The sequence below is a fragment of the Paracoccus sp. TD-10 genome (assembly GCF_048270675.1).
In the GTDB taxonomy this organism is placed as follows: Bacteria; Pseudomonadota; Alphaproteobacteria; order Rhodobacterales; family Rhodobacteraceae; genus Paracoccus; species Paracoccus pantotrophus.
Genome location: NZ_CP182418.1, coordinates 1,258,089 through 1,284,188 on the forward strand (window position 1 = coordinate 1,258,089; position 26,100 = coordinate 1,284,188).

Sequence of the window (26,100 nt, forward strand, 5' to 3'; positions counted from 1 at the left end):
ATGACGAACCTCCACGGAACATGGACCAACATATGGTCCATGTCGGCGTAAAAGTCAACAGGCAGCGCCTATCGAGACGCTTCCTTGGATTCATCAACATTTACCGTAGGGGCTACCAAGCGGTCAGCGGCGTGCTGATCGGAGGTGGGGCTGACGGCGCGTTGCGCATGGCACTTGGCGGCGGGACCGGGTTGACGCTCTTGGCCAACGCCGATGCGGCATGGGCCCCGGTCCTCGAGGATTTCCAGCAGATCGCGCCGTTCTGACGGGGTGAGGACGGCTTGCTGGCTTGAGTTCCTGATACACGGCCCCTGGTCTCTGCACGCTGATCCGGTGTCGAATTGTCGTTGTCTGGCAACAAAGGCGGTCGCGGTATCGATAGGGAGGCTGACGATAAAAAAAAGAAACACGCTATGATTGAACTATACCTTAAAGAATCTAGAAGGTTTAGGGCATGCAGGTTGCATGCTGTTATGAGTTTATTTCATGAGTGATACTTTTCGACGGTGCGTGAACGATCCAAAAATCGGCACCCCGGCAGCATCAGGGTGCAGAAGTTCGGCAGTAAAACTGGCGGCGGTGGAGGAGTAGGTGTCGATCATGATGCTGCCGATTTCGGTTTGGTCGGTTGGAGGAAGCGCTTACCGCAAAAGGCAAAGCGAATAATCGCTTGGCTTATGGCCGACCGCATCGGATATGGAGAAGTTGTACGTGCCGATCATCCGGTCGCTATAGTTTGCTAGCCCGTCGTCAGGCTCCACACAGAGCGTCCAGCTATCGACGATGCGGCCGGTACCTACGAGATCGCCTCGCGAAACCTCGTCACCTCGAACCCACCGCCCTTCGAGCGTTACGGTTCAGCGGTCACGGGACATTGTGACCGGCTGCCTGGATCAGCCCGTACCACTCAGCGCGGGTAAGCGGGATGTCCGAGCCTGCCGCTGCCTCGGCGATGCGCTCGGGCCGTGTGGTGCCCAGGACTGTCAATCGGCGTTGAATGGTGCCCCCTTATCGGCGTCCAAAAGGGACCCCTCTGGCGATGTGGTGAGCAGGCCCGTGGCGGCGTAGCTTTTCAGCTGGCGCAGCCGACGCGGGCCTGCGTTTTGGAGGGCGGTCAGGCTCTTGTTTTGATGCGCCAGCTGTCGTTGCCGGTTTCGACGATGTCGCAGTGGTGGGTGAGACGATCGAGCAGCGCGGTGGTCATCTTCGCGTCTCCGAAGACGGTCGGCCACTCTCCGAATGCGAGGTTGGTGGTGACGATGACGGAAGTCTGCTCGTAGAGCTTGCTGATCAGATGGAACAACAACTGGCCGCCGGACTGCGCGAATGGCAGATATCCGAGTTCATCGAGAATGACGAAGTCGAGCCGCATGAGATGCTCGGCCAGCCGGCCGGCCCGCCCTGCACGGCCCTCGGCCTCCAGCCTGTTCACGAGGTCCACAACGTTGAAGAAGCGGCCGCGAGCGCCGTTGCGGATGACGGCGCGCGCGATCGCCACGGAGATATGGGTCTTGCCGGTCCCGGTGCCGCCGACCAGCACGACATTGCGCTGCTGGCTGAGGAATTCCCCGCTGGCCAGGTCGCGCACCAGCGTCTCGTTGATCGGCGTATCATCGAAGGTGAACTCCTCGATCTCCCGGGCATAGGGCAGCTTGGCGGTGGTGATCTGGTATTTGACCGAGCGCGCCTTCTTCTCGTTGATCTCGGCGGCCAGAAGATCTCCGACGATCTGGCGGGGTTCGTGCTGGCGGCGCACAGCCACCGCCATGAGTTCGTCGTAAGCGGCGCGCATGCCGTAGAGCTTCAGCTCGCCCATCGCTGCCATGATCTCTGCACGATCCATCAGCCGGCCCTCCGCAGCAGGTCATAGCGGGCACAGTCGGCCACCGGTTCATGGGTCAGGCGCAAGGCCGGAGAGGTGAGCAGCAAGGGTGGCGGCTCCGGGTCGCACCTGCGGGACAGGATGTTGAGGATCACATCGGCGGAGTGGACGCCCTGCGAGAGCGCTTCGGCGCAGGCCTTCTGCACGGCGGGAACTCCCTCCGTCAGCACGGCGCCGAGGATCTTCACCATCTGGCGGTCACCGTCCGAGGAGCCCTGCAGCTTGCGACGGATCTGCTCGAGGGCGCCGGGCAGAACCCAGTCCTTGAACGGTGCGCCATTGCGCAGCGCCCCGGGTTTGCGAAGCAGGACAGGCACATAGTGCCAGGGATTGTAGATTGTCCGGTCCCGCCCGAAGTGACGGGGATGGTCCCCGACCAGCCGCCCTTCCTGCCGGATCTCGATCCGTTCCGCATAGGCCCTGATCTCGACCGGCCGCCCGACAGCCGTTGCCGCGACAGAGTATTTGTTGTTGTCGAACCGCACGAGGCAGGTCTTCGATACCGCCGCAGGCAGCGAGTGGAAGCCGTCGAAGCGCCCGGCATAAGGGACGAGGTGCGGGCGTTCTTCCTGAAAGACTTCCCAGATGGTCTTGTCCGTCAACTCCGGATGCTTGCTGCTCCTGGCCGAGGCGATGCACTTGTCCAGCAGCCAGGCATTCAGTTCCTCGTAGCTCTTGACCCTGACCCGGGGTGAGAAGAACCGTTGGCGAACCGTGCCGACCTGGCTCTCCACCTGACCCTTCTCCCAGCCCGAGGCCGGGGTGCAGGCGACGGGCTCGACCAGATAGTGGCTGGCCATCTGCAGGAACCGACGATTGTAGAGGCGCTCCTTGCCGACAAAGATGGTCTCCACCGCCGTCTTCATGTTGTCGTAGATCCCGCGGGTGCAGGTGCCCTTGAAGAAGGCGAAAGCCCGATCATGGGCATCGAACACCATCTCCTGCGTCTCGCGCGGATAGGCCCGCACGAAGAACATCCGGCTGTGGCACAGGCGAACATGGGCCACCTTGATCGTGGTGGTCGCCCCATCGATCAGGACAACCTCGTGGCTCCAGTCGAACTGATAGGCTTCGCCGGGGGCAAAACTCAGCGGCACGAAGGCGGACGAGGCACCGGAGCTTTGAGTGCGCGCCCAGACCGAGGCGTAGCGGCGGACCGCATCATACCCGCCTTCATAGCCAAGGCCGCGCAGTTCCTCGTAGATCTGGATCAGCGTCAGGCGTTCCCGGCGCCCACGAGCCGCGTTGATCGCCAACAGCCGGCTCAGTTCCTCAAGCCAGGCGCCCAGCTTCGGGCGTGGCTGAACCGTCCGGGTGTAGGTGAACTCCGTTATCCCGGTGCGGATCACCTTGCGCACCACCTTCTTCGACAGCTTCAGGTCGCGGCAGATCGTCTTGATCCCCTTGCCCTCGGTAAAATGCAGCCGCCTGATTTTTGCGATTGTCTCCACGATCAGCATCCCGCGCTCGGCCTCCGATAATCCTCGGAAGCACAATGGACCCAACCCCCGGTCGGTGGGGTCCCTTTTGGACGCCGATCACCCCAGAAGCGGGGTCCTTATTCCACGCCGCTCAACAGGCGAGGACGGCGTCGCCGCCCAGTCCCTGAGCCCGCCGAGGCGGTTCGGCGAGAAAGACTCGGTCATCGAGGCATAGGTATAGACATGCATGAGCCGGCCGCGGAAGAAGCCGAAGCGCTCGGCATAGCCGTTATTGGCCAGGACGATCCGCCCCGCCGCGACCGACCCGCCGGGCGTCTCGACCCGCCAGCCATTGCCCTTGGGCTCGAAGGACATCGCCGGCGACTGCTCGTAAAGCGTCACCTTGCCGGCAAGCGCATCGGCCAGCCCGCGGATATAGGCGGCGGGTTGGACGATGGCCGTGCCCGGCATGAAGATCGCCGAGCTGAACGCCTGCGAGCCGGTCACTTCCGCGATCTCGGCGTGGTCCAGCAGCCGGTAGGCTTCGCCCAGTTGGTCGAGCTGTTTGGCGTAGTCGAGGATGTGGTGATCGCCCTCAGGCGCCCGGCTTTCTTCAGACGCGCGTGGCCCGGGAACTGACCACCGCCATGACCTATGCCCAGATGCTGCCCACTATTGCGGTGATCACCTGCGCTTCGGGCCTCGGCAAGAGCATGGCGGCTCGTGGCGCGCCTTCTCGGACCATGACATTGACCACGCCACCCCGACCACAGCAGCAGAGAGGATGGCTGTGGTGGGGCGTGGAGAATCGCGCGCTGAATTGCGCGAGTTCTGTGATTGCGTCCGCAGGGAAGGGTTCAATCGACTTAGGCGCGCTTCGTATGCGCTGGCCTAAGTCGTTGAAAATAATGGTGGGCGATAACGGATTTGAACCGCTGACATCTTCGATGTGAACGAAGCGCTCTACCGCTGAGCTAATCGCCCGATGCGCGCTAGATAGCCGCAGCCGCGGCGGGCCGCAAGAGGCTTTGGCGGAAAAATCACGCCTCGCCCGTCGTGCGGCGGCGCAGGCGCAGGGTGATGACCTCGCCGCCCGAACTGTCGTTGCGCCGGCTGATCCGTGCCCGGCCCAGCGGCGGCAGCGCCAGCGTCATGCCGGCGGCGATGGCCTCGTCCAGCTCGGCCAGGGTGGCCTCGACGACGGCCTTGACCTCGCTGTTGCGCAGCCCGGTCCGGCGCGCGACCTGGGCCAGAAGCTGCCGCTTTTGCAGAACCCTTGCCGGCTCCGGCTCGGCCATGCTTTCCCTTCTCGGCTTTCCCTCCGATCTTGCCATGAGCGAACTCCTTTCTGCTGGAGCCTCGGTCAAGAAAAAAACCGCGCGGGATGGCCCGCGCGGTCAAATGTCAATGGGCGACCGCCGCGCCGCCGCTGCCCTGGTCGCGGGTCGCGGCCAACCGGCTGGCCTCGGCCGCCTCCTCGGCGGCCTCGTCCCATTCGATGGGCTCGGGCATCCGCACCAGCGCCTGCTGCAGCACCTCGCGCACATGGCTGACCGGGATGATCTTCAGCCCTTCCTTGACGTTGGCCGGGATCTCGGCCAGATCCTTTTCGTTATCGGCCGGGATCAGCACGGTCTTGATGCCGCCGCGCAGCGCCGCCAGCAGCTTTTCCTTGAGCCCGCCGATGGCCAGCACGTTGCCGCGCAGCGTGACCTCGCCGGTCATGGCCACGTCCTTGCGGACCGGGATCTGCGTCAGCACCGAGACGATCGAGGTCACCATGGCGATGCCCGCCGAAGGACCGTCCTTGGGCGTCGCGCCTTCGGGGACGTGGACATGGATGTCCACCTTCTCGAATTTCGGCGGCTTCACCCCCAGTTCGGGGCTGATCGAGCGGACGAAGGAGGATGCGGCGTCGATCGATTCCTTCATCACCTCGCCCAGCTTGCCGGTCGTCTTCATGCGGCCTTTGCCGGGCAGCTTCAGCGCCTCGATCTGCAGCAGATCGCCGCCGACCTGGGTCCAGGCCAGGCCCGTCACCACGCCGACCTGGTCGTCCTGTTCGGCCAGGCCATAGCGATAGCGGCGCACGCCCAGGTACTCCTCGGCCTTCTCGGGCGTGACCTCGACCGACTTGACCTTGCCCTTGAGGATCTCGGTTACGGCCTTGCGGGCCAGCTTGGCGATCTCGCGCTCCAGCGACCGCACGCCCGCCTCGCGGGTGTAGTAGCGGATCACATGGGTCAGGGCCTCGTCGCTGACCGCGAACTCGCCCTTGCGCAGCCCGTTCGCCTTGATCTGCTTGGGCAGCAGGTGCTGGCGCGCGATCTCGCGCTTCTCGTCCTCGGTATAGCCTGCCAGCGGGATGATCTCCATCCGGTCGAGCAGGGGGCCCGGCATGTTGTAGCTGTTGGCCGTGGTCACGAACATCACGTTCGACAGGTCGTATTCCACCTCAAGATAGTGGTCCACGAAACTCGCGTTCTGTTCGGGATCCAGCACCTCGAGCATGGCCGAGGCCGGGTCGCCGCGGAAATCCTGGCCCATCTTGTCGATCTCGTCGAGCAGGATCAGCGGATTCGTGGTCTTGGCCTTTTTCAGCGCCTGGATGATCTTGCCGGGCATCGAGCCGATATAGGTCCGGCGGTGGCCGCGGATTTCACTTTCATCACGCACCCCGCCAAGGCTGATGCGGATGAACTCGCGCCCCGTGGCCCGCGCCACCGAACGGCCCAGAGAGGTCTTGCCGACGCCCGGAGGCCCGACGAGGCACAGGATCGGCCCCTTGAGCTTGGTCGAGCGGTTCTGCACCGCCAGGTATTCGACGATCCGCTCCTTGACCTTTTCCAGGCCGTAGTGATCGGCGTCCAGCACCTCCTCGGCCTTGCCCAGATCCTTGCGGATGCGCGACTTGACGCCCCAGGGCAGCGACAGCAGCCAGTCCAGATAGTTGCGGCTGACCGTGGCCTCGGCCGACATCGGCGACATCGACTTCAGCTTCTTCAGCTCGGCCTCGGCCTTTTCGCGGGCCTCCTTGCTGAACTTGGTCGCGGCGATCTTTTCCTCCAGCTCGGTGATCTCGTTCGAGCCGTCCTCGCCGTCGCCCAGCTCCTTCTGAATGGCCTTCATCTGCTCATTCAGATAGTATTCGCGCTGGGTCTTCTCCATCTGCGTCTTGACGCGGGACTTGATCTTCTTCTCGACCTGCAGCACCGACATCTCGCCCTGCATCAGGCCATAGACCTTTTCCAGCCGCTCGGCCGTCACCAGGGTTTCCAGCAGTTCCTGCTTCTTGTCCAGCGCGATGCCAAGATGGCCGCTGACCAGATCGGCCAGGCGGGTGGAATCGCGCGCCTCGGCCACGGCCGAGACGACCTCCTCGGGGATGTTCTTGCGCACCTTGACGTAACGCTCGAACTCCTCGGCCACAGCACGGGTCAAGGCGGCCAGCGTCTCCTCGTCGCCCGGCTCTTCGGGCAGCAACTCGCAGCGGGCTTCGAAATAGGCGTCATTGGGGACGAAATCCGTGATGCTGACGCGCTCGCGCCCCTCGACCAGAACCTTGACGGTCCCGTCGGGCAGTTTCAGGAGTTGCAGCACATTGGCCAGAACGCCGGTGCGGAAAATCCCCTCGGCGGCGGGCTCGTCGACCGCGGCATCCTTCTGGGCAGCGAGAAGGATCGGGCGGTCCTGCTCCATCACGGCCTCGAGCGCCCGCACCGATTTCTCGCGCCCGACGAACAGCGGCACGATCATGTGCGGAAACACCACGATGTCCCGCAAGGGCAGGACCGGATGGGTGGTTTGGGCGAATTCGTTCATGGAATCAGTCCTTTCTCGCCAAGAGGCGCAACCCCTAAAGACAGGCAGTCTGCGCCCCCTGCTGGCAGACAAGATAGGAAGCCGGCGCAAGAGGTTCAATGGGGGATTGGTTCGCATTTTGTTCCCGCGCGCGGCCGGGTTTGCGGCAAGAAAAGGGGCCCCCGGCGCGAACCGGAGGCCCTGGCGGTCGTCCGACCTGGAAAGGCGAGGGGAAGGTCAGGTCTTGTCGCGGAAGAAATGGTCGATCTGCTCGTCGGCCTTTTCCTTGGTCCAGCCGTATTTCTCCTGCAACTTGCCGGCAAGCTTGTCCTTCTTGCCCGCGACTTCGGTCAACTCGTCATCGGTCAGGTCGCCCCATTTCTCGCGGATGCTGCCCTTGAGCTGGTTCCATTTGCCTTCGATGATATCCCAGTTCATCGCTACTCCTTTCGAGCGGTTTGTGTCCGCATGTGGGAATTGAACGACCGTTCCATGGCAGAGGTTCCCGCACCGGGCCGGAGATCCCCCGTGATTCCCGTCGTGGATGTCGAAGCGCGGCCGTTTTCCGGCAAGGCGGATCGATATGGGAATGGCCGGGCAGGGCGACAGGCGGCAGCCTGCCTTGGCCTGGACAACGAGCACGGCGACGCCTCCGGCCGCTGGGACAATCATGCGCGGGCCACGGCGCGGTGCTTCAACCATCGGGATATGCACGACTCTTATGGCCTGCTGGCGGATCGCGGGGGGCGGCGTCGCGTCGGTGCGCGGAACGATCCCGACACGTCCGGTGACGCATCCGGTTGTGCAGCGCGGGATCGGATAAACCTGCACCAGCATATCGGCGGAAAAGCGCCGTGGATTTACCGAAAAGATCGACAAGTCCTAAGCTTGATGCCAAATTCGGGAAAGAGCGACCGGATGAGCACGGTGCCCACGTCTCACCCGGTCTTGCCGTACCTGTAAAAGCGGAAATCGTTCAACGGCTGAAGTAACCCTGCAATGAAAGCCGTTGAGCGGGAACCTGCCTTTTTGGTGAGGTTTTCCGATGAATTTCCGTATTTGATGCAATTCAGGCGTGTTTCCGTTTCCGGTTTATTCCATCGTGTCGCATGGCGGTTGAATATGGAAAATACAATTCGCCTCTGGAATGAAACCCTGTCCTGTTGCTAAACCCTTTGCGGTAAAGATTCGCAATCAGGGTGTGTGCAACGTGGCCAAGGACAAGGGAAAAGACGAGGATCGCGCGGACCCGGCCAGGATCAGCAAGCAGGCCGCGCGGCAGGCGGCCAACCGCGCCGAGCGCGAAGCGCGGCGCCAGTTGCGTCAGGCCGAGCGCGCCGCAAAGCGCGGAAAGACGGCAGCCAAGGCCAAGCCAGAAGCCAAGCCCAAGGCCGCTCCACCCGCGCCGGTGCAGGCTGTCCCCTTCAACATCCTGCTGGTCGGCCAGGACATCCGCCTGGGCATGGAGGCGGCGCTGTTTGCCGCCAGCCTGCGCCGGAACGCGCCCGGCTGGCACGGCAGGCTGATCGTCGCGGAGCCCAGCCCCGAGGGCGCCTGGGCCGGCGCGCGGACCCGGATACCGGCCCCGATCCGCCTGGCGCTTCTGGGTTTCGGGGCCGAGATCCTGCCCTTTGCCGCCCGGCATTTCGGCGCCAGCTATCCCTTCGGCAACAAGATCGAGGCGCTGTCGGTGCTGCCGCCCGGCGAACCCTTCATCTTCTTCGACAGCGACACGCTTGTCACCGGGCCGCTGGACCGGCTGCCCTTCGACTTCTCGCGCCCCTCGGCCTCGATGCGCCGCACGGCGACCTGGCCCGAGCCGCCGCTCTACGGTCCGGGCTATGGCGCGATCTGGAAATCGCTCTATGACCGTTTCGGGCTGGATTACGAAAGCTCGCTGGACACCAGCCAGCCCGACGAGCATTGGGAGCGTTACCTGTATTTCAACGCCGGCTGGTTCTTCGGTGCCGACCCGCAGGAATTCGGCCGGCGCTTCCTGGATTGGGCGCTGGCCATCCGCGACGACCCAGGCGAGGCGCTGGCCAGCCAGAAGCTGGACGTGCTGCTGGACCAGGTGGCGCTGCCGCTGGTGATCCATGCGCTTGGCGGCGGGCGTCCCGGCCCCGGCCTGGCGGGGCTCGACGGTGATGTGACCTGCCATTATCGCGACCTGCCGCTGCTTTACGCGCGGGAAAGCGACCTTGCCGTCGAGACGGCCGAGACGGTGCTGCGCGATCCGCGGCTGGCCCCGCTGGCCGAGGCATGGGCACCCGCCCGCCAGATCGTGCTGGAAGGCATCGGCCGGGACCGCATCCGCCCCATGTTCGACCGTCGCCTGCCGCTGAACGAAGGCCGCACGCGGCAGATCCTGAAGAAGGCCGGCCTCTGGCTGCGCTAGCAGCCAGACCCGCGCCGCGCCGCGGCGGTTCCCGGTGGGCAGGGCGCTGCCGGGACCGCAGCCCTCATCCCTTGGACAGCACCGCATCGCAGCGGGCGCAGGTGCCCGGATGGCGGTGGCTGCCGACATCGGGCAGGATCTTCCAGCAGCGCTGGCATTTCTCGCCCTCCGCCGGCTCGAAGACGACGCCGATGCCGGGCACGTCCGACAGCCGGAACGCCTCGCCCGGCGCCGGATCGCCGGTCAGGCTCAGGTCCGAAGTGATGCAGATATCGGCGAAATCCACCGATTTCAGCGCCTTCAGATCCTCGGGCTCCTCGACATGCACGACCGGTGCGGCCTCCAGGCTGGCGCCGATCACCTTGTCCGTGCGCTTGATCTCCAGCGCGGCGGTCACGGTGCGGCGGATGCGGCGGATGGTGTCCCATTTCGCCGCCAGCGGTTCGTTCAGCCATTCCGCCGGGGTGACGGGGAAGTCCCGCAGATGCACGCTGTCCTCCTCCGAGGGGAAGCGGCTCAGCCAGACATCCTCCATGGTGAAGGGCAGGATCGGTGCCAGCCAGGTGACGAGCCGGTGGAACAGCAGGTCCAGCACCGTGCGCGCCGCCCGCCGCCGCGGCGCATCGGGCGCGTCGCAGTAAAGCGCATCCTTGCGGATGTCGAAATAAAAGGCCGACAGGTCCACCGTCGCGAACTGGAATACCGCCTGGAACACGCCCTGGAAGTCGAAGCCGTCATAGCCATGGCGCAATTGCCGGTCGATCTGTGCAAGGCGATGCAGCACCCATTGCTCCAGTTCCGGCATCTCGGCCGGATCGATGCGCTCGGCCTCGGTAAAGCCGGCCAGGTTGCCCAGGATGAAGCGCAGCGTGTTGCGCAGCCGGCGATAGCTGTCGGCGGTGCCCTTGAGGATCTCGGGCCCGATGCGCTGGTCGGCGGTATAGTCGGTCTGCGCCACCCAGAGCCGCAGGATGTCGGCGCCGTATTGCTGGATGACCTCGGCCGGCACGATGGTATTACCGAGCGACTTGGACATCTTCATGCCCTTCTCGTCCAGGGTGAAGCCATGCGTGACCACGTTGCGATAGGGCGCCCGCCCCTTGGTCGCGCAGGCCTGCAGCAGCGAGGATTGGAACCAGCCGCGATGCTGGTCGGTGCCTTCCAGATAGACATCGGCGATGCCGTCCGGCGCCCCGTCGGCGCGGTCGCGCAGCACGAAGGCATGGGTCGAGCCAGAATCGAACCACACGTCCAGCACGTCCATGACCTGCTCGTAATCGGCCGGATCGGCCACGCCCGCCAGCACCTCGGCGGCAAAGCCGGGGCGATACCAGGCATCGGCGCCGTCCCGTTCGAAGGCTTCGATGATGCGGTCGTTCACCCGCTGGTCGCGCAGCAGGAACTCCGGGTCGCCGGGCTTGGCGCCCTTCTTCACGAAACAGGTCAGCGGCACGCCCCAGGCGCGCTGGCGCGACAGCACCCAGTCGGGCCGGTTCTCGACCATGGAATGGATGCGGTTGCGGCCCGATTGCGGCCACCATTTCACCAGCCTGTCGATGCTGGTCAGCGCCCGCGTGCGGATGGTGTCGCCATATTCGCCCATGCCATCGGCCAGCGCATGGTCGATGGCCGCGAACCATTGCGGCGTGTTGCGATAGATCAGCGGCGCCTTGGACCGCCAGCTATGCGGATAGGAATGCTTGATCTTGCCCTTGGCCAGCAGTGCGCCGGCCCAGGCCAGCTGCTTGATGACGCTGACATTGGCCGGGCCTTCCTTGCCGTCGGGCGCGATGATCGCCTGGCCGCCGAACAGCGGCAGGTCGGCGCGATAGGAGCCGTCCGGCTCGACATTATAGGTCATCGGCAGCTTGAAGCGCAGCCCAAGCTGATAATCGTCGTCGCCATGGCTGGGCGCGGTATGGACGAAGCCCGTGCCCGCGTCCTCGGTGACGTGATCGCCCGGCAGCATGGGCACGTCATAATCCCATTCGCCCGCGCCGCCCTCGACGCTGCGCAACGGATGCGCGAGCAGCAGCCCCTCCAGATCCGAGGCCGCCACGTCGCGGACCCGCTGCCAGTCCTCGATCTTGCCGGCCTGCTTCACGCTCTCGGCCAGCGCATCGGCCAGCACCAGAAGCTCGCCCGGGCGCGCCGTGGCCCCCTCGGCCACCCCGCCCACGCGGTAAAGCCCATAGGCGATGGCCGGATTATAGGCCACGGCCCGGTTCTGCGGGATGGTCCAGGGCGTCGTGGTCCAGATCACCACGCTGGCCGGGCTTTCCGTTTCCCAAATACCCTGCGACGATTCCACCCGGAACCGCACCCAGATGGTGTGGCTGGTATGGTCGTGATACTCGACCTCGGCCTCGGCCAGGGCGGTCTTCTCGACCGGAGACCACATCACTGGCTTCGAGCCCTGGTAGAGCGCGCCGTTCATCAACAGCTTCATGAACTCGGCCGCGATCACCGCCTCGGCGTGATGGTCCATGGTCAGATAGGGATCGTCCCACTTGCCGGTGATGCCCAGCCGCTTGAACTCCTCGCGCTGGACATCGACCCAATGCTCGGCAAAGCGGCGGCATTCCTGGCGGAACTCCACCACGTCGACCGCGTCCTTGTCCTGGCCGGCCTTGCGGTATTTCTCCTCGATCTTCCATTCGATCGGCAGGCCGTGGCAGTCCCAGCCCGGCACATAGCGCGCATCGCGGCCCATCATCTGGTGGCTGCGCACGATGATGTCCTTGATCGTCTTGTTCAGCGCGTGGCCGATATGCAGGTTGCCGTTCGCATAGGGTGGGCCGTCATGCAGGATGAAGGGCGCGCGTCCCGCTGCCTTCTCGCGCAGCCGGTCGTAGATGCCGATGCGCTCCCAGCGGGCCAGCCATTCGGGCTCGCGTTGCGGCAGGCCGGCGCGCATCGGGAAATCGGTCTGGGGCAGGAAGACGGTGTCGCGGTAATCGGTCGCGGCCTGGGTCTCGGTGGTCGTGTCGCTCATCTGGCGGGAATCCTTCGCTGGCAGGGCAGGCATGCATGACCCGGCGGCGAGGGCTCCCTACGCCGCCGGGCGAATAATTCGGAAAATCCGCGCCCTGCTGAACATGCGCGGGTTATAGGAAACCGCCCCGGACCCTGCAAGCGCCGCTTGCACCGCCCCGCCAGCAGGCAGGGCCCGTGCCTTTGCCGCATCGCGCCTGCGCTGCCATGCCGCGCCGAGCGGGGCCGCCTCGGGCTTGCGGGCCCGGTCGTTCCGGCCCATATCCGCCGCATGATCCCGCCGCGCTTTGACGTCACCCCCGAACAGATCGACCGCGTCGTCGCCACCTTCTACGCCGCGATTCGCCGGCATGAGGTGCTGGGCCCGGTCTTTGCCGCCCATGTCGCCGACTGGCCCGAGCACGAGGCCAGGATCGCCCGCTTCTGGCGCAATGCCATTCTCTACGAACGCGGCTATGACGGCAATCCGATGCAGGTCCACATGCGCGCGGGCGACGTGCAACCGCAGCATTTCTCGCCCTGGTTGATGCTTTTCGACGAAACCCTGCGCCGCACCCTGCCGCCCGAGACGGCCAGGGCCTGGTCGGCGCTGGCGCATCGCATCGGCGCCGGCCTGCGCATGGGGGTCGAGGATCTGCGCGAGCGCCGTCCCGGCCCGCCGGCCTTGCGCTAGGCGGCGCGCGAGGGTAAACAAAACGGGAACATTTGAAAGGACTTCCCGATGAAGATCGACTATCTCGAATTTTCCTCGCCCGACCTGCCGGCCACGAAAGCCTTCTTCAGGGAAGCCTTCGGCTGGGGTTTCAACGATTACGGCCCCGAATACCAGGAACTCGCCGATGCCGGAATCGCGGGCGGTATTGCTGCCGCTGCCCTGGCGCCGCCGCTGGTGATCCTCAAGGCCGACGACTTGGAAGCCGCGCTGGCCCGCGTGACCGAGGCGGGGGCGACGATCACCCGGCCGATCTTCGACTTTCCCGGCGGCCGCCGTTTCCAGTTCCGCGAGCCGGGCGGCACCGAAATGGCGGTCTGGTCCGAACGCTGACGCCGGTCACTGCCGCGGCGGCCGCGCCTTGTAGACCGGCAGCCGCCAGCCGAAGCCCAGGCCCCCGGCGCGCAGCATCAGCACCATGGCCGCGCAGCCGATCAGCGCCCAGCCGCGCCCGGTGCCCAGGCCCAGCAGCAGCAGCGCCGCCACCGCCCCGCCAAAGGCGGCGGTGACGTAAAGCTCGCCCTGCTTCAGCACCAGCGGCACCTCGTTGCCGACCACGTCGCGCATCAGCCCGCCGAAGGTGCCGGTCATCACCCCCATCAGCACGGTCACCACCGGGCTTACTCCCGCCTCCAGCGCCACGCCCACGCCCGCGGGCACCGCCACGGCCAGGGCAAAGGCATCCAGCCACAGGATGGCACGATAGCGGCTTTCCAGCCGATGCGCGGTAAAGAACACCACGATCGCCGCCCCGGCGGTCAGCAGCAAAAGCTCCGGCCGGCCGACCCAGAACACCGGCGCCCGGCCCAGCACCAGGTCGCGCAGGGTGCCGCCGCCGATCCCGGTCAGCGTGGCGAAGAAGATGAAGCCGACCACATCCAGCTGCCCGCGGCTGGCGACCAGCGCGCCCGTCAGGGCAAAGACCAGCACGCTGGCATAATCCAGCAGCGGGATCAGCGCCTCGACGCTCACCCCGAGACCTTCGCCGGCTTGAAGGGCGCCATCCCCGCCCGCGCCAGCGCGTCGGCGCGCTCGTTCTCGGGATGGCCGGCATGGCCCTTGATCCATTCCCAGCGCACCTGGTGGCGGGCCTGCGCCGCGTCCAGCCGCTGCCACAGCTCGGCATTCTTCACCGGCTTGCGGTCGGCGGTGCGCCAGCCGTTCTTCTTCCAGCCATGGATCCATTGCGTGACGCCGTTCTTCACATAGGCGCTGTCGGTGGTCACGGTGATCTCGCTCGGCCGGGTCAGCGCCTCGAGCGCCGAGATCGCGGCCATCAGTTCCATGCGGTTATTGGTGGTCATGGCCTCGCCGCCCGACAGTTCGCGCTCCTTCAGCACCCTCTCGCCCTCCATGGCCCGCATCAGCACCCCCCAGCCGCCGGGGCCGGGATTGCCGCTGCAGGCGCCGTCAGTCCAGGCATGAAGCACGCTCATGCCTCCAGCCCCTCGTAGCCGGGCAGGGCGGCGATGCGGTCGAGCCAGCGCCCGATGCCGGGGAAACGCGCCATGTCGAAGCCGCCCAGGCTGCCCGCCGTATGGGTATAGCCGTAAAGGCAGATATCGGCGAGGCTCGGGGCATCGCCCACCAGCCAGTCATGCCCGGCCAGCCGGTCCTCCATCACCTGCAGCAGGACATGGCCGCGTTCCAGCAGCTCCGCCATGCGCTCGGGCGTCGCCTGCGCACGACGGTGCGGATAGGTCCGCAGGGCGGCGCGCACGGCGACGACGCCCTCGTGCTGGTTCTGCTCCCAGAACATCCAGCCCAGCATGGCGGCGTGCCCGAAGGCATCCTTCGGCACGAAGCGTGTGCCCTCGCCCAGCCAGCACAGGATCGCGTTCGATTCCGGCAACAGCCGCCCGTCATCCAGCTCCAGCACCGGCGCCTTGCCAAAGGGCAGCCGCCCTTCGGCCTTGGCGCGTTCCAGCGCCTCGGTCTGGTATTCCACGTCCAGGATCTCGCAATCCCGCCCCAGCAGCGCCAAGAGCAGCCGTACCTTGTAGCTGTTGCCGGATGACGGCATCGACCACAGTTTCATCCCGCAATCCTTCTTTCTTGTCCAAATATCCTGGGGGAGCCCCGCAGGGGCGGGGGCAAGGCCCCCACGGGCGAGGCTCAGGCCTCGCGCAAGACCCGCGGCACCTTGAACTCGACATTCTCGCGCGCCGTCTCGACCATCTCGACGGTCAGGTCGTAGCGTTCGGCAAAGGCTGCGACCACCTCGTCGACCAGCACCTCGGGGGCCGAGGCGCCGGCGGTCACGCCAACCGCCCGCGCGCCCGCGATGGCGCGCCAGTCGATCTGGTCGGCCCGCATCACCAGCTGCGAATAGGCGCAGCCGGCGGCGCTGCCGACCTCGACCAGCCGGCGCGAGTTCGAGCTGTTCGGCGCCCCGATCACCAGCAGCGCGTCGATCCGCCCGGCGATGGCCTTGACCGAGGCCTGGCGGTTGGTCGTGGCATAGCAGATGTCCTCCTTGGCCGGGCCGACGATGCCCGGAAACCGCGCCTGCAGCGCCGCGACGATGGCGGCGGTGTCATCGACCGACAGCGTGGTCTGGGTGATGAAGGCCAGCCGCGAGGGATCGCGCGGCGCGATCATGGCCACGTCCTCGACCGTCTCGACCAGCAGCACCTCGCCCTCGGGCAATTGCCCCATGGTGCCCAGCACCTCCGGGTGGCCGGCATGGCCGATCATCACCATCTGCAGGCCCTCGGCATGATGGCGCTCGGCCTCGACATGGACCTTGCTGACCAAGGGGCAGGTGGCGTCCACGAAGACCATCTCGCGCCGCCGCGCCTCGGCCGGCACGGATTTCGGCACGCCATGGGCCGAGAAGATCACCGGCCGGTCGGAGGGCACATCGTCCAGCTCCTCGACAAAGACCGCGCCCTTGTCGCGCAAGCTGTCCACGACGAACTTGTTGTGCACGATCTCGTGGCGGACATAGACCGGCGCGCCCCATTTCTGCAGCGCCATCTCGACGATCTTGATGGCGCGGTCCACGCCGGCGCAAAAACCGCGCGGCGCGGCCAGGTAAAGGGTCAGGGGCGGTTTCTTGTCCATGGGCCTCACCTAACCCCGGCAAGGGCCTGCCGCAAGGGATCAGGCGCCCTCGAAACTGGTCAGGGCATGGACCTCGTGGCCCAGCCCCTCCAGCAATGCCCGCCCGCCCAGCTCGGGCAGCTCGATCACGAAGGCGCTGCCCACCACCTCGGCCCCCAGCCGCTGGCAAAGCGAGATGCCGGCCGCGGCGGTGCCGCCGGTGGCCAGAAGATCGTCGACGATCAGCACCCGCTCGCCGGGTTTCAGCGCGTCGTCATGGATCTCCATCACCGCCTCGCCATATTCCAGCGCATAGGCCTGGCTGATGACCGCGCCGGGCAGCTTGCCCTTCTTGCGGATCGGCACGAAGCCCACGGAAAGCTGATGCGCCACCGCGCCGCCCAGGATGAAACCGCGCGCCTCCAGCCCCACCACCTTGTCGATATCCTCGCCGGCATAGGCGGCCAGCAGCTGGTCCACCGCCATGCGAAAGCCGCGCGCATCGGCGAAAAGCGTGGTCACGTCGCGAAACAGGATGCCCTCATGCGGGAAATCCACGATGGTGCGGATATAGTCGCGCACCGTGCGGCTGTCGCGGCGGCGTCTTTCGGGCCGGTTCTCCATCAGGGGCGCTCCATCTCGAAGGTCTGGGTGGTGATGGTGTAATCCTTGTAGCCCATGCGCGACAGCCAGCCGGTGCCGTGCAGGTCGAAGCGGCCGTCCTTCAGGCAATCCTCGCGCAGGTGGATGCCGGTGACGACGCCCAGCACCATGTAATTTGCTTCGCCCGCCAGCCGCAGGATGCGGGTCGCGCGGCATTCCAGCGCCGCGGCGGCGCCGGCCACGCGCGGGCAGTCGATGGTCTGGCATTCGGCGGGCTCGATCCCGGCCGCCTCGAATTCGTTCACCCCGGCGGGGAAGGCGGCGGAACTGGCATTGACCTGGTCCTTCAGCGGCCCGTCGGCGATATTGACGCAGAAGACGCGCGACTCGGCGATCTGGGCCACGCTGTCCTTGGTGCCCTGCCGGTCCGGCTTGGCCGAGGTCGAGGCGAACATGACCTGCGGCGGCACATAGGCGGTCAGGTTGAAGAAGGAATAGGGCGCCAGGTTGTCGCCCTGCCGGCCGCGGGTCGAGATCCAGCCGATCGGGCGGGGCGCAACGATGGCGTTCAGCGGGTTGTGCGGCAGCCCGTGGCCGTCCTGGGGTCGGTAGAACATGGCGTGCCTCGCTGGTCCCTGCGTGATGCGGGGCCCAGAAGTGACCCCATGCGCCGGGCGCGTCAAGCGTTCTTGCCGCCCACCCGTCTACCTTTGCGACAGGCCGGCGAATTTTGCCGCCGGGGTTCCGCAGGCGGTTTTCCCGGCCGCGGCCGCATGTTACGCGGTCCCTGCGCCGCGCCAAGACCACCCGAATCCCGACCCCAGCACCGGAGGCAGGATGTACGAACTTTGCCCCGAAACCCCCGCCGACACGCCCGAGGTCGAGGCGCTTCTGGACCTGTGCTTCGCGCCGGGGCGCACGGCGCTGTCCTCTTACAGGCTGCGCGACGGGGTCGCCCCCGTCGGACCGCTCTGCCTGATGCTGCGCGGCGATTTCGGCGCATTGATGGGGGCGATCCGCTATTGGCCGGTGCGCGTGGCCGGGCGGCCGGTGCTGCTCTTGGGCCCCGTCGCGGTGCATCCGACCACGCAGGGCGAGGGGCTGGGGGCGCTGCTGATGCGCGAAAGCCTGACACGGGCGGCCGAGATGGGGTGGCAGCGGGTGATGCTGGTGGGCGATCTTCCTTATTATCAACGCTTTGGCTTTTGGAATCTCGAAGGCGTCGAGATGCCGCCGCCCACCAACCCCGACCGCGTCCTGGGGCTGGAACTGGTGCCCGGCGCCTGGGCCGGCATCACCGGAACGGTCGAGCGCGAGACCGGCGAATCCGCACCCGGCCAGCGCGAGATGCGCCGCGAGGGCGGCGCCGGTCTCGCGCCGCCCGATCACTCGGCATAGATGAAATCCTGCGGATGATTGGCCAGGCTGCCGGTCAGCGCCGCATAAAGGATGGTGCGCCCGTCGATCGTCTCGGGCCCGCCGGCCATGCCGAGCCAGGTCAGCAGTTCCGCCCCCTCGCCGTCGCGCACCGAAAGCACGCCATGGGCCGTCCCGCTGCCCGGCGCATAAAGCACCGCGAACTGGTTCGCCGCGCAATCGTGCTGCTTGCAGGCAGTCATGGCCAGATAGTCCTGGCCGCCGAAGGCGACCCTCTGGCTGGGCGAGATCACCGCGCCCTCGCTCAGCCATTCGGGCATCTGGTGGCCCTCGGCCATCTTCTCGACCGCGGCGGTCAGGCCCTGGTCCTTGCCCAGATCGGCCAGCGTCAGGCCCATATCGGCGGCGGCTGCCTGTCCGGCCGATTGCCCGGCCGTCGCCTGCGCCCCCGTCTCTTGCGTTGCCGTGTCTTGCATCCCGGTGTCCTGTGCCCCGCTCTCCTGCGCCAGGGCGGCCGGCCCCAGCGCCAGCGCGGCGGTCAATGTCAGGGCGGGGATCGTGCGGCGGATGTTCATTGCGATCTTCCTCGTCTTCCGTGTCTTTGCTGTTCTGCCCGTCTTCCGGCGCCGGGCTGCCCATTCGCCAGCGGAACCCGCGCGACGGGTTGCGGGTTCCCTTGCCAATGCCCAGTTCTAGCACAGCCAAGACATTGCAGGGTATCCGCAGGATGACCGAACAAAGCCAAATCCCCGTCCGCCAGGCCGTCCTGCCGCCGATCGACGACCCGACCGTGCATGCGGCGATCGACCGGCTGGCCCGGCGCTATCTCCAGGCGGGCGGCGTGGCGATGGAATTGCTGACGGCCATCGGCGGCAAGGCCGAGGGGCTGATCGAGCGCCTGCCGCCCTCGGTGCGCGGGCGGGTGGACCGGATCACGCTCGCGGCGCTGAACCGCGCCTTCGACGCCGCCTCGCGGTCGCGCGGGGTGCTGCGGGAACGGGGCGATCTGTTCAACCGCCTGCTCTCGACCACATCGGGCGCGGTGGGCGGGCTGGCCGGGGTCGGCGGCGCGGCGCTGGAACTGCCGGTGACGGTGACGTTGCTTTTGCGCGCCATCATGGACATCGCCGCCGAACACGGCTTCGACCCGGTCTCGGACGAGGCCCGGCGCGAGGCGCTGCATGTCTTTGCCTCGGCGGGGCCGCTTTCGGATGACGACGGCACCGACCTGGGGCTGCTGGCGGCGCGCATGACCATCACCGGACAGACCGTGCAGGCGCTGATCGCGCGGGTGGCGCCGCGGCTCTCGGCCTCGCTGGCGCAGAAGCTGGCGGCGCAGGCGGTGCCGGTGCTGGGCGCGCTGGCCGGGGCCTCGATCAATTACAGCTTCACCCGCTACTATCAGGAACTCGCCCGCGTGCATTTCGGCCTGCTGCGGCTGTCGCGGGAAACCGGCATCCCGCGCGAGGCGCTGGCCGAGGCGCTGGAGCTGCGCATGATCCAGCTGCGCCCGAACACGGCGGCGCGCAAGCTGTCGCGGCGCGGCTAGCTAGGCGCCTGCGGTTATTCCTGGGCCTCGGCGGCCAGTTCCAGCACCGCGGCCGGGGCCTCCAGGTGATCGGTCCGCAGCGGTGCCGAGGGCCGGGCCAGCCGCGATTTCACCACCCAATGCAGCCGCTCCTGCGCGCGGGTGATGGCGACATAGGCCAGCCGCTTCCACAGCGCGATGCCGGCCTCGGACCGGCCGGACCAGGCGGCGGCGGCGATATCGGGGGCAAAGACTTGCACGTCGGGCCATTGGCTGCCCTGCGCCTTGTGGATCGTCACCGCGGCACCATGCAGGAAGGCCGCGCCCATGCGGGCGGCATAGGGGATGAAGGGCTCCTCGACATCCGGCATCTCGATCTTGACGATCGAGGCGGCGGAAAGCCGCGGCTCCTCGGCGCCCACGACATGCAGGCGCGAGAAGCCGGGCTTGCGGCCGGGGCCCAGATAGATCACCTGCGCGCCCTTGATCAGCCCGCGCGCCTCCAGGTCGATGCGCTTCTTGCGGTGCTTCAGCGGCAGTTCTAGCCCGTCGCAGATCAAGGGTTCGCCCGGCAGCAGCGCATCGCCCGGCGCGCCATAGGCCGAGCGGAAGGCCTGGATCAGCTTGATGCGGGTGATGTTGCGCCAGACCAGCACCGGGCTTTGCGCCATCAGGTCGGATTCCACCCGTTCGGCCCAGGTCACGCGCGGATCGCGGCTGGCGGCGTCGCGGATCATGCGCTCGAAGCCGTCGAACTCCAGCGCCGGATCGGCCAGCGCATGCGCGAGGTCCAGGATCGGGCTGTCGCCCTCCTGGCGGTGGATGCGGCTCAGCATCAGCCGCTGCGGGGCGGCCAGCCGGTCGAAGACCATCTGGCCCGATTGACCGACCGGGGCCAGCTGCGCCGGATCGCCGAACAGGATCAGCAGCGGAAAGATCTCGCGCAGGTCGTCGAACTGGCGCTCGTCCAGCATCGAGGCTTCGTCGACCAGCCCGATGTCCAGCCCGTCCTCGCGCCGCTTCCAGCCGCGGATGAAGTCCGAGCCGCGCAGGCCGGCGGCGGCCAGGGCGCCGGGGATCGAGGCATGCTGGTCGTAAAAGGCCTTTGCCCGGTCCAGCGCCGCCTCGGTCAGCCCTTCCATCAGCCCCTCGACCGAGGGGCGCTCGCCCGCGCCGGTCAGCCAGTCGGCGATGCGTTCGTATTCCGGGTCGTAGACCGGGGTATAGAGGATGCGGTGGATCGTGGTCGCCGGCACGCCGCGCATGCGCAGCACGAAGGCCGCCTTGTTGGTGGGGGCCAGGATGGCGACGGTGCGGCGGTCCTTGCGCTTCTTGCCCTCGTAATCGCCCGAGACGATATCGACCCCGGCCGCCTTCAGCGCCTTGGTCAGTTCGGCAAGCAGCAGGGTCTTGCCCGAGCCGGCCTTGCCGATCACCGCCATGACCCGGCCCTTGCCGGGCTGCGGCGGCGCGATCTCCTCCGAGACCAGGTCGATGCCGGACTCCTCAAGCGCGGCGGCAAGCGCATCCCAGGCTTCGGCCTGATCGGGGGAAAGGGCGGGCAGGGTCATGTGCCCTTGTTAGCCCGCGGCGCGAGGGGCGGAAAGGCCGATCCGGTGGCGCCGCCGCGATTTGGGTATTTGTGCAACGAAGAAGAATCCGGGTGCGGCCCCGATCTTCTCTGCTCTCCAAATACCCATGCGGCGCGCGCGCGTTCGTCATGGGCAGGGTTTTTTCGGGGCGCAGGCGGGCGGCCTTATCCGTGGCTTGCCGCGATCAGCGCGGCGACGCCCAGCACGATCAGCGCCATGCCCGCCACCTGCCGCCCAGAGATGCCTTCGCGGAACACCCGGCCCGAGACGAGCTGCGCCATCACCACCTCGACCAGGGCCAGCGTGCGGACATTGGCCGCCGCTGTCAGCGCGAAGCCCAGGAACCAGAACAGCGAGGCCAGCGCTCCCAGCGCGCCCGCGCCCAGCGAACCGCGCCAGTGCCGGGCGATACCCCTCAGCGCCGCGCGGTCGAGCGCGCCCAGCCAGGCCAGCATGATCGCGCTTTGCAGGGCCAGGCTGAGCAGCAGGACGGTGGCGGCCCGCACTGGCTCGGCGCCGAAGGGCAGGGCAAGGATCGCGCCGCGAAAGCCGATGGCCGAAAGCCCGAACAGCGCCCCGGCCGCGATGCCGAGGCCCGCCGCGCGCCAGGTGCCGCGCCGCCAGTCGGCCCCCGACATCAGCACCACGCCCAGCGTCGCCGTGACGATCGCCGCCATGCGGACGGGGCCCAGCGGCTCGGCCAGGATCAGGGCGCCGATCAGCGCCAGCGTCACCGGTTCCGTCTTGATCAGCGCGGTGGTGACGCCGAAGCCGCGGCTTTCCATCGTCACCAGCATCAGCGCGGTGGCGGCGATCTGCGAGGCGGCCCCCAGCGCCGCCCAGAGCAGCACCGCCGCATCGGGCAGGGGCACAGGCACCAGCGCCGCCATCCCCGCCAGCACCAGCGCCGCGAAGGGCAGGCCGAAGAGGAAGCGCACGGCGGTCGCGCCCATGGTGCCGAGTTCCGCGGTCAGCCGGCGCTGCGCCGCATTGCGCCCGGTCTGGGCCGCGGCGGCGATCAGCGTGGCGAGGATCCAGCTCAAGCCCCGACCCCGCCCATCAACCGCGGATCGCCTCCAGCATCCGCGCGACGTTCTCGGGGTCGGCCTCGGGGGTGATGCCATGGCCGAGGTTGAAGATATGCGGCCCCTGCGAGAAGGCCCTCACGATCCGCCGCGTCTCGGAGACGAGTTCCTCGCCGCCCGTGACCAGCAGGCGCGGGTCCAGGTTGCCCTGCACGCAGCTGTCCTTCTGCACCTGTGCCGCCGCCCAGTCGGCGCCGACCGAATTGTCCAGCGCCACGCAATCGGCCCCCGTGGCACGGGCAAAGCCCGCATAGCGCGGCCCGGCCTCGCGCGGGAAGGCGATCACCGGCACGCCGGGGTGGCGGGCCTTGAGCGCGGCGATGATCCGGCGCGCGGGCTCGACTGCGAAATCGTCGAAGTCCCGGCCCTTGAGCGAGCCGGCCCAGCTGTCGAACAGCTTCACCACCTCGGCCCCGGCATCGATCTGGGCCGAGAGATAGTCGATGGTCGCCTCGGTGATGCGGTCGATCAGCGCGGCGAAGGCGGCGCGATCCTCGGCCTTGAAGCCGTGGGCCGGGGCCTGGTCGGGGGTGCCGCGGCCGGCGACCATATAGGTCGCGACGGTCCAGGGTGCGCCGGCAAAGCCGATCAGCGTGGTTTCCCGCGGCAGTTCGCGCGCCAGGATGCGGACGGTTTCATAGACCGGCGCCAGCGTGTCGTGGATCGCCTCGGCCGGCTTCAGGGCCGCCACCCCGGCGGCGCTGGTGATGGTGGAAAGCCGCGGCCCCTCGCCGGTCACGAACCACAGGTCGAGCCCCAGCGCCTGCGGCAGCAGCAGGATGTCGGCAAAGAGAATCGCCGCGTCGAAACCATAGCGGCGGATCGGTTGCAGCGTGACCTCGGCCGCCAGGTCGGGGGTGTAGCACAGCGACAAAAAGTCGCCGGCCTGGGCGCGGGTGGCGCGGTATTCCGGCAGGTAGCGGCCGGCCTGGCGCATCATCCAGACGGGCGGAACGGGCAAACGCTCGCCCTTCAGCGCGCGCAGGATGGTTTTTTCGGACATAATTCACCTCTCGCCCCCTTCATGGCGCGCGCGTCCCCGTTGTCAAGGCCGAGGGGGGGCGCTAAGCCCTGTGCCATGACCCAGATGCCCGACCCCCAGAACCCCATCCGCATCGGCACCCGCGGCTCGGCGCTTGCGCTGGCGCAGGCGCATGAAACCCGCGACCGGTTGATGGCCGCGCATGGCCTTGCCGCCAAGTCCTTCGAGATCGTGGTGATCAAGACCACCGGCGACCGCGTTCTGGACCGCCCGCTGAAGGAGATCGGCGGCAAGGGCCTGTTCACCCGCGAGATCGAGGATGCGCTGCTGGCGGGCGAGATCGACATCGCCGTGCATTCCATGAAGGACATGCCGACGATCCAGCCCGAGGGGCTGGTGATCGACTGCTACCTGCCGCGCGAGGATGTGCGCGACGCCTTTGTCAGCGCCCGGTTCGCGGCGATTTCCGAGCTTCCCCAGGGTGCTGTCGTCGGTTCATCGAGCCTGCGGCGGCGGGCGCAGCTGGCGGCGCGGCGGCCCGACCTGAACCTGGTCGAGTTTCGAGGAAACGTGCAGACCAGGTTGAAAAAGCTGGAGGAAGGCGTGGCCGTGGCGACCTTCCTGGCCATGGCGGGGCTGACGCGGCTGGGCATGCTGCATGTCGCGCGCGGCGCGGTCGATCCCGACGAGATGCTGCCCGCGGTGGCGCAGGGCTGCATCGGGGTCGAGCGGCGCGCCGATGACGCGCGCATTGCCGCGCTGCTGGCGGCGATCTCGGACCGGGACAGCGCGCTGCGGGTGACGGCCGAGCGCGCCTTCCTCGCCCGGCTCGACGGCTCCTGCCAGACGCCCATCGCCGGGCTGGCGGAACTGGATGGCGACCGGCTGCGGCTGCGCGGCGAGATCCTGCGCCCCGACGGCAGCGAGGTCATCGCGGGCGAGCGCATCGGTCCGGCCTCGGAGGGCGCAGCCATGGGCACCGACCTGGCCGAGGAATTGCGCGGCCGGGCGCCTGCCGATTTCTTCGACTGGTCCTAGAGCGGAATCGCCAGCGCCAGACCCAAACCCAGCAGCGCCATCGCCCGGCGATAAAGCGCCAGCCCGCGCAGCAGGTCCGTTGCGCCGGGGTCGCGAGCGGCCCCGTTCAGCCATGGCTCGGGGCTTTCCACGCCGTGATAGCGGCGCGGGCCGGACAGGCGCACGTCCAGCGCGCCGGCCATGGCGGCCTCGGGCCAGCCGGCATTGGGCGAGCGGTGGCGGCGCGCGTCGCGCCGGATCACCCCTGCCGCGCGTCCTCCGGCAGGCGGCGCGGCCAGCAGGAACAGCAGCGCCGTCAGCCGCGAGGCCGGCAGGTTCACCAGATCGTCCAGCCGTGCCGCCGCCCGCCCGAACAGCGCATGGCGCGGGCTCATGTGGCCGATCATCGAATCGAGCGTGTTGATCGCCTTGTAGGCGGCGATTCCCGGCAGACCGGCCACCGCTGCCCAGAACAGGGGCGCGACCACGCCGTCCGAGGCGTTCTCGGCCAGGCTTTCCAGCGCCGCGCGGGCGATGGGCTCGGGCCGGTCGTCCAGGTCGCGGCCGACGATCATCGCCACCGCCGCTTTCGCCGCCGGTACATCCCCCTCGGCCAAGGGTCGCGCCACCGCGGCGACATGGTCGTGCAGCGAGCGGGTGGCGACCAGCGGCCAGGCCAGCACGCCCAGCAAGACGGGGCCCAAGGGCAGCGGCGCGAGCGCCCAGGTCAGCAGCAGCGCCGGAAGCAGCGCCGTGCCGACCGTCACCCCCACCGCCAGCGCGCCGCGGGCGATGCGATGCCCACCCCTGTTCCAGCGGGCGTCCAGCGCCGAGATCAGCCGCCCGAGCCAGACCACCGGATGCGAGATGCGGCGATAGAGCGCCTCGGGCCAGCCGATCAGCGCATCGACCAGCAGCGCCACCAGCGCAATGGTCAGCGTGTCCTGCGACAGGATCATGGCGCGGCCTGGGGCGCGACCCGGTTGACGGCCTCGACGGCCCAGCCGGCAGGGCTGCGCGACAGGATGGTCAGCGACAGCGGCGCCACGGAAAAGGACAGTGCCGCCGGGCCGACCGCCAGGGCCAGGGCGGCGCGCACCGTGCCGGCATGGGCGACCACCGCCACCGTGCCCTGCGCGCGCGCCAGCAGCGGCTGCACCCGCGCCGCCATGTCGAGGAAGCTTTCGCCCCCCGGGGGGCGCTGGCGGGCAAGTTCCTCGGGCGGCAGCGGGCCAAGGTCCGGGATGGCGGCGCCGGGCTGCTCCCAGGTGCCGAAATCCTGCTCCCACAGGGCGGGGTGCCATTCGGGGTCCAGCTCCAGAGCCGCGCAGGTCTGCCGGCAGCGCAGGGCGGGGCTGGACCAATGCGTTCCCGCCACAGCCAGCGCCGTGCGCGCCCAGGCGAGTGTTGCCCGGTCGCTGCAATCCGCCGCCACGTCGCGCCGCCCTGCCAGTCCAGGTTGGGCCAGTGGCGCGTGGCGCAGGATCAGCAGCCGCGCGGCGGCATCGGGAAGCGGGCTCATCGGGCATCCTTGCGGCTTTCCGCGGCAGGAATGGCGCGAGGGGACAGGCTTGTCAACGAAGCCTCGGCCGGCGCAGGATCGACCGCAAGAGGAGATGCCGCACAGAAGGCTTGACGCGGGCCCCGCCCCGGCGGCATAAAC

At 67.8% G+C, this 26,100-nt stretch carries 27 protein-coding genes and 1 tRNA gene; 7 read left to right on the forward strand and 21 right to left on the reverse strand.

Translation table 11 applies throughout. The features are described from left to right. Positions 1-32: 32 nt before the first annotated feature. Positions 33-266: a hypothetical protein gene (locus ACNKFW_RS06155; RefSeq protein WP_028710934.1), complete on the forward strand. Its 234-nt coding sequence runs from the start codon at positions 33-35 to the stop codon at positions 264-266. Positions 267-479: 213 nt separating this feature from the next. Here the strand turns inward: ACNKFW_RS06155 and ACNKFW_RS06160 are convergent, their stop codons facing one another. The 8 genes from ACNKFW_RS06160 to ACNKFW_RS06195 form a co-directional block, all read right to left on the reverse strand. Beyond that, a complete protein-coding gene (locus ACNKFW_RS06160; RefSeq protein WP_258553454.1) occupies positions 480-602 on the reverse strand; it encodes a hypothetical protein in 123 nt (40 codons plus the stop codon). Between the two features lie 512 nt (positions 603-1,114). After that, positions 1,115-1,843: an IS21-like element helper ATPase IstB gene (gene istB, locus ACNKFW_RS06165; protein WP_062562743.1), complete on the reverse strand. Its 729-nt coding sequence runs from the start codon at positions 1,841-1,843 to the stop codon at positions 1,115-1,117. Continuing rightward, positions 1,843-3,342, reverse strand: a complete 1,500-nt coding sequence (gene istA / locus ACNKFW_RS06170; RefSeq protein ID WP_418024080.1) for an IS21 family transposase — start codon at positions 3,340-3,342, stop codon at positions 1,843-1,845. The genes istB and istA overlap by 1 nt, the downstream gene beginning before the upstream one ends. A gap of 78 nt (positions 3,343-3,420) precedes the next feature. After that, entirely contained in the window at positions 3,421-3,885 is a 465-nt protein-coding gene (locus ACNKFW_RS06175; RefSeq protein WP_418024826.1) for an NAD(P)/FAD-dependent oxidoreductase, read from the reverse strand. Between the two features lie 327 nt (positions 3,886-4,212). Further along, positions 4,213-4,287, reverse strand: a tRNA-Val gene (locus tag ACNKFW_RS06180). 56 nt (positions 4,288-4,343) lie between these two features. Next, complete coding sequence (locus ACNKFW_RS06185; RefSeq protein WP_231486843.1) at positions 4,344-4,601, reverse strand: HU family DNA-binding protein; 258 nt, start codon at positions 4,599-4,601, stop codon at positions 4,344-4,346. Positions 4,602-4,707: 106 nt separating this feature from the next. After that, positions 4,708-7,125: an endopeptidase La gene (gene lon / locus ACNKFW_RS06190; RefSeq protein WP_024845058.1), complete on the reverse strand. Its 2,418-nt coding sequence runs from the start codon at positions 7,123-7,125 to the stop codon at positions 4,708-4,710. 216 nt (positions 7,126-7,341) lie between these two features. After that, the gene (locus ACNKFW_RS06195) at positions 7,342-7,983 is read right to left on the reverse strand and encodes a CsbD family protein (protein ID WP_407672829.1); all 642 of its coding nucleotides are present in this window, start codon (positions 7,981-7,983) and stop codon (positions 7,342-7,344) included. A gap of 331 nt (positions 7,984-8,314) precedes the next feature. Between ACNKFW_RS06195 and ACNKFW_RS06200 the strand changes: the two genes are divergently transcribed. Beyond that, positions 8,315-9,502 carry a hypothetical protein gene (locus ACNKFW_RS06200; RefSeq protein WP_147428037.1) on the forward strand — a complete coding sequence of 396 codons (1,188 nt, stop codon included), beginning with the start codon at positions 8,315-8,317 and terminating at the stop codon, positions 9,500-9,502. Positions 9,503-9,566: 64 nt separating this feature from the next. Here ACNKFW_RS06200 and ileS read toward each other — a convergent pair whose 3' ends face one another. Continuing rightward, the gene (gene ileS / locus ACNKFW_RS06205; protein WP_147428036.1) at positions 9,567-12,497 is read right to left on the reverse strand and encodes an isoleucine--tRNA ligase; all 2,931 of its coding nucleotides are present in this window, start codon (positions 12,495-12,497) and stop codon (positions 9,567-9,569) included. Positions 12,498-12,767: 270 nt separating this feature from the next. Between ileS and ACNKFW_RS06210 the strand changes: the two genes are divergently transcribed. Further along, the gene (locus ACNKFW_RS06210; protein WP_024845062.1) at positions 12,768-13,169 is read left to right on the forward strand and encodes a group III truncated hemoglobin; all 402 of its coding nucleotides are present in this window, start codon (positions 12,768-12,770) and stop codon (positions 13,167-13,169) included. Positions 13,170-13,217: 48 nt separating this feature from the next. Next, a complete protein-coding gene (locus tag ACNKFW_RS06215; RefSeq protein WP_147428035.1) occupies positions 13,218-13,541 on the forward strand; it encodes a VOC family protein in 324 nt (107 codons plus the stop codon). Between the two features lie 6 nt (positions 13,542-13,547). On the opposite strand, the gene ACNKFW_RS06220 is transcribed toward ACNKFW_RS06215, so the two are convergent. The 6 genes from ACNKFW_RS06220 to ACNKFW_RS06245 form a co-directional block, all read right to left on the reverse strand. Continuing rightward, on the reverse strand, positions 13,548-14,180 hold the full coding sequence (locus ACNKFW_RS06220; protein ID WP_147428034.1) for a trimeric intracellular cation channel family protein: 633 nt from the start codon (positions 14,178-14,180) through the stop codon (positions 13,548-13,550). After that, a complete protein-coding gene (gene rnhA, locus ACNKFW_RS06225; protein ID WP_024845065.1) occupies positions 14,177-14,644 on the reverse strand; it encodes a ribonuclease HI in 468 nt (155 codons plus the stop codon). The genes ACNKFW_RS06220 and rnhA overlap by 4 nt, the downstream gene beginning before the upstream one ends. Next, a complete protein-coding gene (locus ACNKFW_RS06230; RefSeq protein WP_024845066.1) occupies positions 14,641-15,246 on the reverse strand; it encodes a glutathione S-transferase family protein in 606 nt (201 codons plus the stop codon). The genes rnhA and ACNKFW_RS06230 overlap by 4 nt, the downstream gene beginning before the upstream one ends. Positions 15,247-15,323: 77 nt before the next feature. Further along, complete coding sequence (gene ispH / locus ACNKFW_RS06235) at positions 15,324-16,274, reverse strand: 4-hydroxy-3-methylbut-2-enyl diphosphate reductase (protein ID WP_024845067.1); 951 nt, start codon at positions 16,272-16,274, stop codon at positions 15,324-15,326. 39 nt (positions 16,275-16,313) lie between these two features. Then, on the reverse strand, positions 16,314-16,877 hold the full coding sequence (locus ACNKFW_RS06240) for an adenine phosphoribosyltransferase (protein WP_024845068.1): 564 nt from the start codon (positions 16,875-16,877) through the stop codon (positions 16,314-16,316). Then, on the reverse strand, positions 16,877-17,473 hold the full coding sequence (locus ACNKFW_RS06245; RefSeq protein WP_024845069.1) for a flavin reductase family protein: 597 nt from the start codon (positions 17,471-17,473) through the stop codon (positions 16,877-16,879). The genes ACNKFW_RS06240 and ACNKFW_RS06245 overlap by 1 nt, the downstream gene beginning before the upstream one ends. A 220-nt stretch (positions 17,474-17,693) precedes the next feature. Here ACNKFW_RS06245 and ACNKFW_RS06250 point away from each other — a divergent pair, with 220 nt between their 5' ends. After that, on the forward strand, positions 17,694-18,254 hold the full coding sequence (locus ACNKFW_RS06250) for a GNAT family N-acetyltransferase (RefSeq protein WP_147428033.1): 561 nt from the start codon (positions 17,694-17,696) through the stop codon (positions 18,252-18,254). On the opposite strand, the gene ACNKFW_RS06255 is transcribed toward ACNKFW_RS06250, so the two are convergent. Beyond that, positions 18,242-18,808 (reverse strand): Ivy family c-type lysozyme inhibitor, encoded by a 567-nt coding sequence (locus ACNKFW_RS06255; RefSeq protein ID WP_024845071.1) that lies wholly within the window; start codon positions 18,806-18,808, stop codon positions 18,242-18,244. The genes ACNKFW_RS06250 and ACNKFW_RS06255 overlap by 13 nt on opposite strands. Before the next feature lie 152 nt (positions 18,809-18,960). Here ACNKFW_RS06255 and ACNKFW_RS06260 point away from each other — a divergent pair, with 152 nt between their 5' ends. Then, positions 18,961-19,782: an EcsC family protein gene (locus ACNKFW_RS06260; protein ID WP_147428032.1), complete on the forward strand. Its 822-nt coding sequence runs from the start codon at positions 18,961-18,963 to the stop codon at positions 19,780-19,782. A gap of 14 nt (positions 19,783-19,796) precedes the next feature. On the opposite strand, the gene ACNKFW_RS06265 is transcribed toward ACNKFW_RS06260, so the two are convergent. The 3 genes from ACNKFW_RS06265 to hemE form a co-directional block, all read right to left on the reverse strand. Continuing rightward, a complete protein-coding gene (locus tag ACNKFW_RS06265; RefSeq protein ID WP_147428031.1) occupies positions 19,797-21,332 on the reverse strand; it encodes an ATP-dependent DNA helicase in 1,536 nt (511 codons plus the stop codon). A gap of 185 nt (positions 21,333-21,517) precedes the next feature. Continuing rightward, positions 21,518-22,396, reverse strand: a complete 879-nt coding sequence (locus ACNKFW_RS06270; protein ID WP_147428030.1) for an EamA family transporter — start codon at positions 22,394-22,396, stop codon at positions 21,518-21,520. A gap of 16 nt (positions 22,397-22,412) precedes the next feature. Then, the gene (gene hemE, locus ACNKFW_RS06275) at positions 22,413-23,441 is read right to left on the reverse strand and encodes a uroporphyrinogen decarboxylase (protein ID WP_147428029.1); all 1,029 of its coding nucleotides are present in this window, start codon (positions 23,439-23,441) and stop codon (positions 22,413-22,415) included. Positions 23,442-23,516: 75 nt separating this feature from the next. On the opposite strand from hemE, the gene hemC reads away from it, so the two are divergent. After that, a complete protein-coding gene (gene hemC / locus ACNKFW_RS06280; protein ID WP_024845076.1) occupies positions 23,517-24,458 on the forward strand; it encodes a hydroxymethylbilane synthase in 942 nt (313 codons plus the stop codon). On the opposite strand, the gene cbiB is transcribed toward hemC, so the two are convergent. Together cbiB and ACNKFW_RS06290 are read right to left on the reverse strand one after the other, a co-directional pair. Continuing rightward, positions 24,455-25,396, reverse strand: a complete 942-nt coding sequence (cbiB, locus tag ACNKFW_RS06285) for an adenosylcobinamide-phosphate synthase CbiB (RefSeq protein ID WP_028710550.1) — start codon at positions 25,394-25,396, stop codon at positions 24,455-24,457. The genes hemC and cbiB overlap by 4 nt on opposite strands. Further along, positions 25,393-25,959 (reverse strand): histidine phosphatase family protein, encoded by a 567-nt coding sequence (locus tag ACNKFW_RS06290; protein ID WP_147428028.1) that lies wholly within the window; start codon positions 25,957-25,959, stop codon positions 25,393-25,395. Before ACNKFW_RS06290 ends, cbiB begins: the two co-directional genes overlap by 4 nt. Positions 25,960-26,100: the final 141 nt, after the last annotated feature.

Excerpts from the sequence above, each read along its gene's own strand:
- ACNKFW_RS06215 (WP_147428035.1), top strand. The coding sequence starts at position 13,218 with ATGAAGATCGACTATCTCGAATTTTCCTCGCCCGACCTGCCGGCCACG.
- ACNKFW_RS06210 (WP_024845062.1), top strand. The coding sequence starts at position 12,768 with ATGATCCCGCCGCGCTTTGACGTCACCCCCGAACAGATCGACCGCGTC.
- lon (WP_024845058.1), bottom strand. The coding sequence starts at position 7,125 with ATGAACGAATTCGCCCAAACCACCCATCCGGTCCTGCCCTTGCGGGAC.
- istA (WP_418024080.1), bottom strand. The coding sequence starts at position 3,342 with ATGCTGATCGTGGAGACAATCGCAAAAATCAGGCGGCTGCATTTTACC.
- ileS (WP_147428036.1), bottom strand. The coding sequence starts at position 12,497 with ATGAGCGACACGACCACCGAGACCCAGGCCGCGACCGATTACCGCGAC.
- ACNKFW_RS06185 (WP_231486843.1), bottom strand. The coding sequence starts at position 4,601 with ATGGCCGAGCCGGAGCCGGCAAGGGTTCTGCAAAAGCGGCAGCTTCTG.
- ACNKFW_RS06160 (WP_258553454.1), bottom strand. The coding sequence starts at position 602 with ATGATCGACACCTACTCCTCCACCGCCGCCAGTTTTACTGCCGAACTT.
- rnhA (WP_024845065.1), bottom strand. The coding sequence starts at position 14,644 with ATGAGCGTGCTTCATGCCTGGACTGACGGCGCCTGCAGCGGCAATCCC.
- hemE (WP_147428029.1), bottom strand. The coding sequence starts at position 23,441 with ATGTCCGAAAAAACCATCCTGCGCGCGCTGAAGGGCGAGCGTTTGCCC.
- ACNKFW_RS06155 (WP_028710934.1), top strand. The coding sequence starts at position 33 with ATGGTCCATGTCGGCGTAAAAGTCAACAGGCAGCGCCTATCGAGACGC.
- ACNKFW_RS06265 (WP_147428031.1), bottom strand. The coding sequence starts at position 21,332 with ATGACCCTGCCCGCCCTTTCCCCCGATCAGGCCGAAGCCTGGGATGCG.
- ispH (WP_024845067.1), bottom strand. The coding sequence starts at position 16,274 with ATGGACAAGAAACCGCCCCTGACCCTTTACCTGGCCGCGCCGCGCGGT.
- ACNKFW_RS06255 (WP_024845071.1), bottom strand. The coding sequence starts at position 18,808 with ATGAACATCCGCCGCACGATCCCCGCCCTGACATTGACCGCCGCGCTG.
- hemC (WP_024845076.1), top strand. The coding sequence starts at position 23,517 with ATGACCCAGATGCCCGACCCCCAGAACCCCATCCGCATCGGCACCCGC.
- ACNKFW_RS06290 (WP_147428028.1), bottom strand. The coding sequence starts at position 25,959 with ATGAGCCCGCTTCCCGATGCCGCCGCGCGGCTGCTGATCCTGCGCCAC.
- ACNKFW_RS06260 (WP_147428032.1), top strand. The coding sequence starts at position 18,961 with ATGACCGAACAAAGCCAAATCCCCGTCCGCCAGGCCGTCCTGCCGCCG.
- cbiB (WP_028710550.1), bottom strand. The coding sequence starts at position 25,396 with ATGATCCTGTCGCAGGACACGCTGACCATTGCGCTGGTGGCGCTGCTG.
- ACNKFW_RS06250 (WP_147428033.1), top strand. The coding sequence starts at position 17,694 with ATGTACGAACTTTGCCCCGAAACCCCCGCCGACACGCCCGAGGTCGAG.
- istB (WP_062562743.1), bottom strand. The coding sequence starts at position 1,843 with ATGGATCGTGCAGAGATCATGGCAGCGATGGGCGAGCTGAAGCTCTAC.
- ACNKFW_RS06240 (WP_024845068.1), bottom strand. The coding sequence starts at position 16,877 with ATGGAGAACCGGCCCGAAAGACGCCGCCGCGACAGCCGCACGGTGCGC.
- ACNKFW_RS06230 (WP_024845066.1), bottom strand. The coding sequence starts at position 15,246 with ATGAAACTGTGGTCGATGCCGTCATCCGGCAACAGCTACAAGGTACGG.
- ACNKFW_RS06245 (WP_024845069.1), bottom strand. The coding sequence starts at position 17,473 with ATGTTCTACCGACCCCAGGACGGCCACGGGCTGCCGCACAACCCGCTG.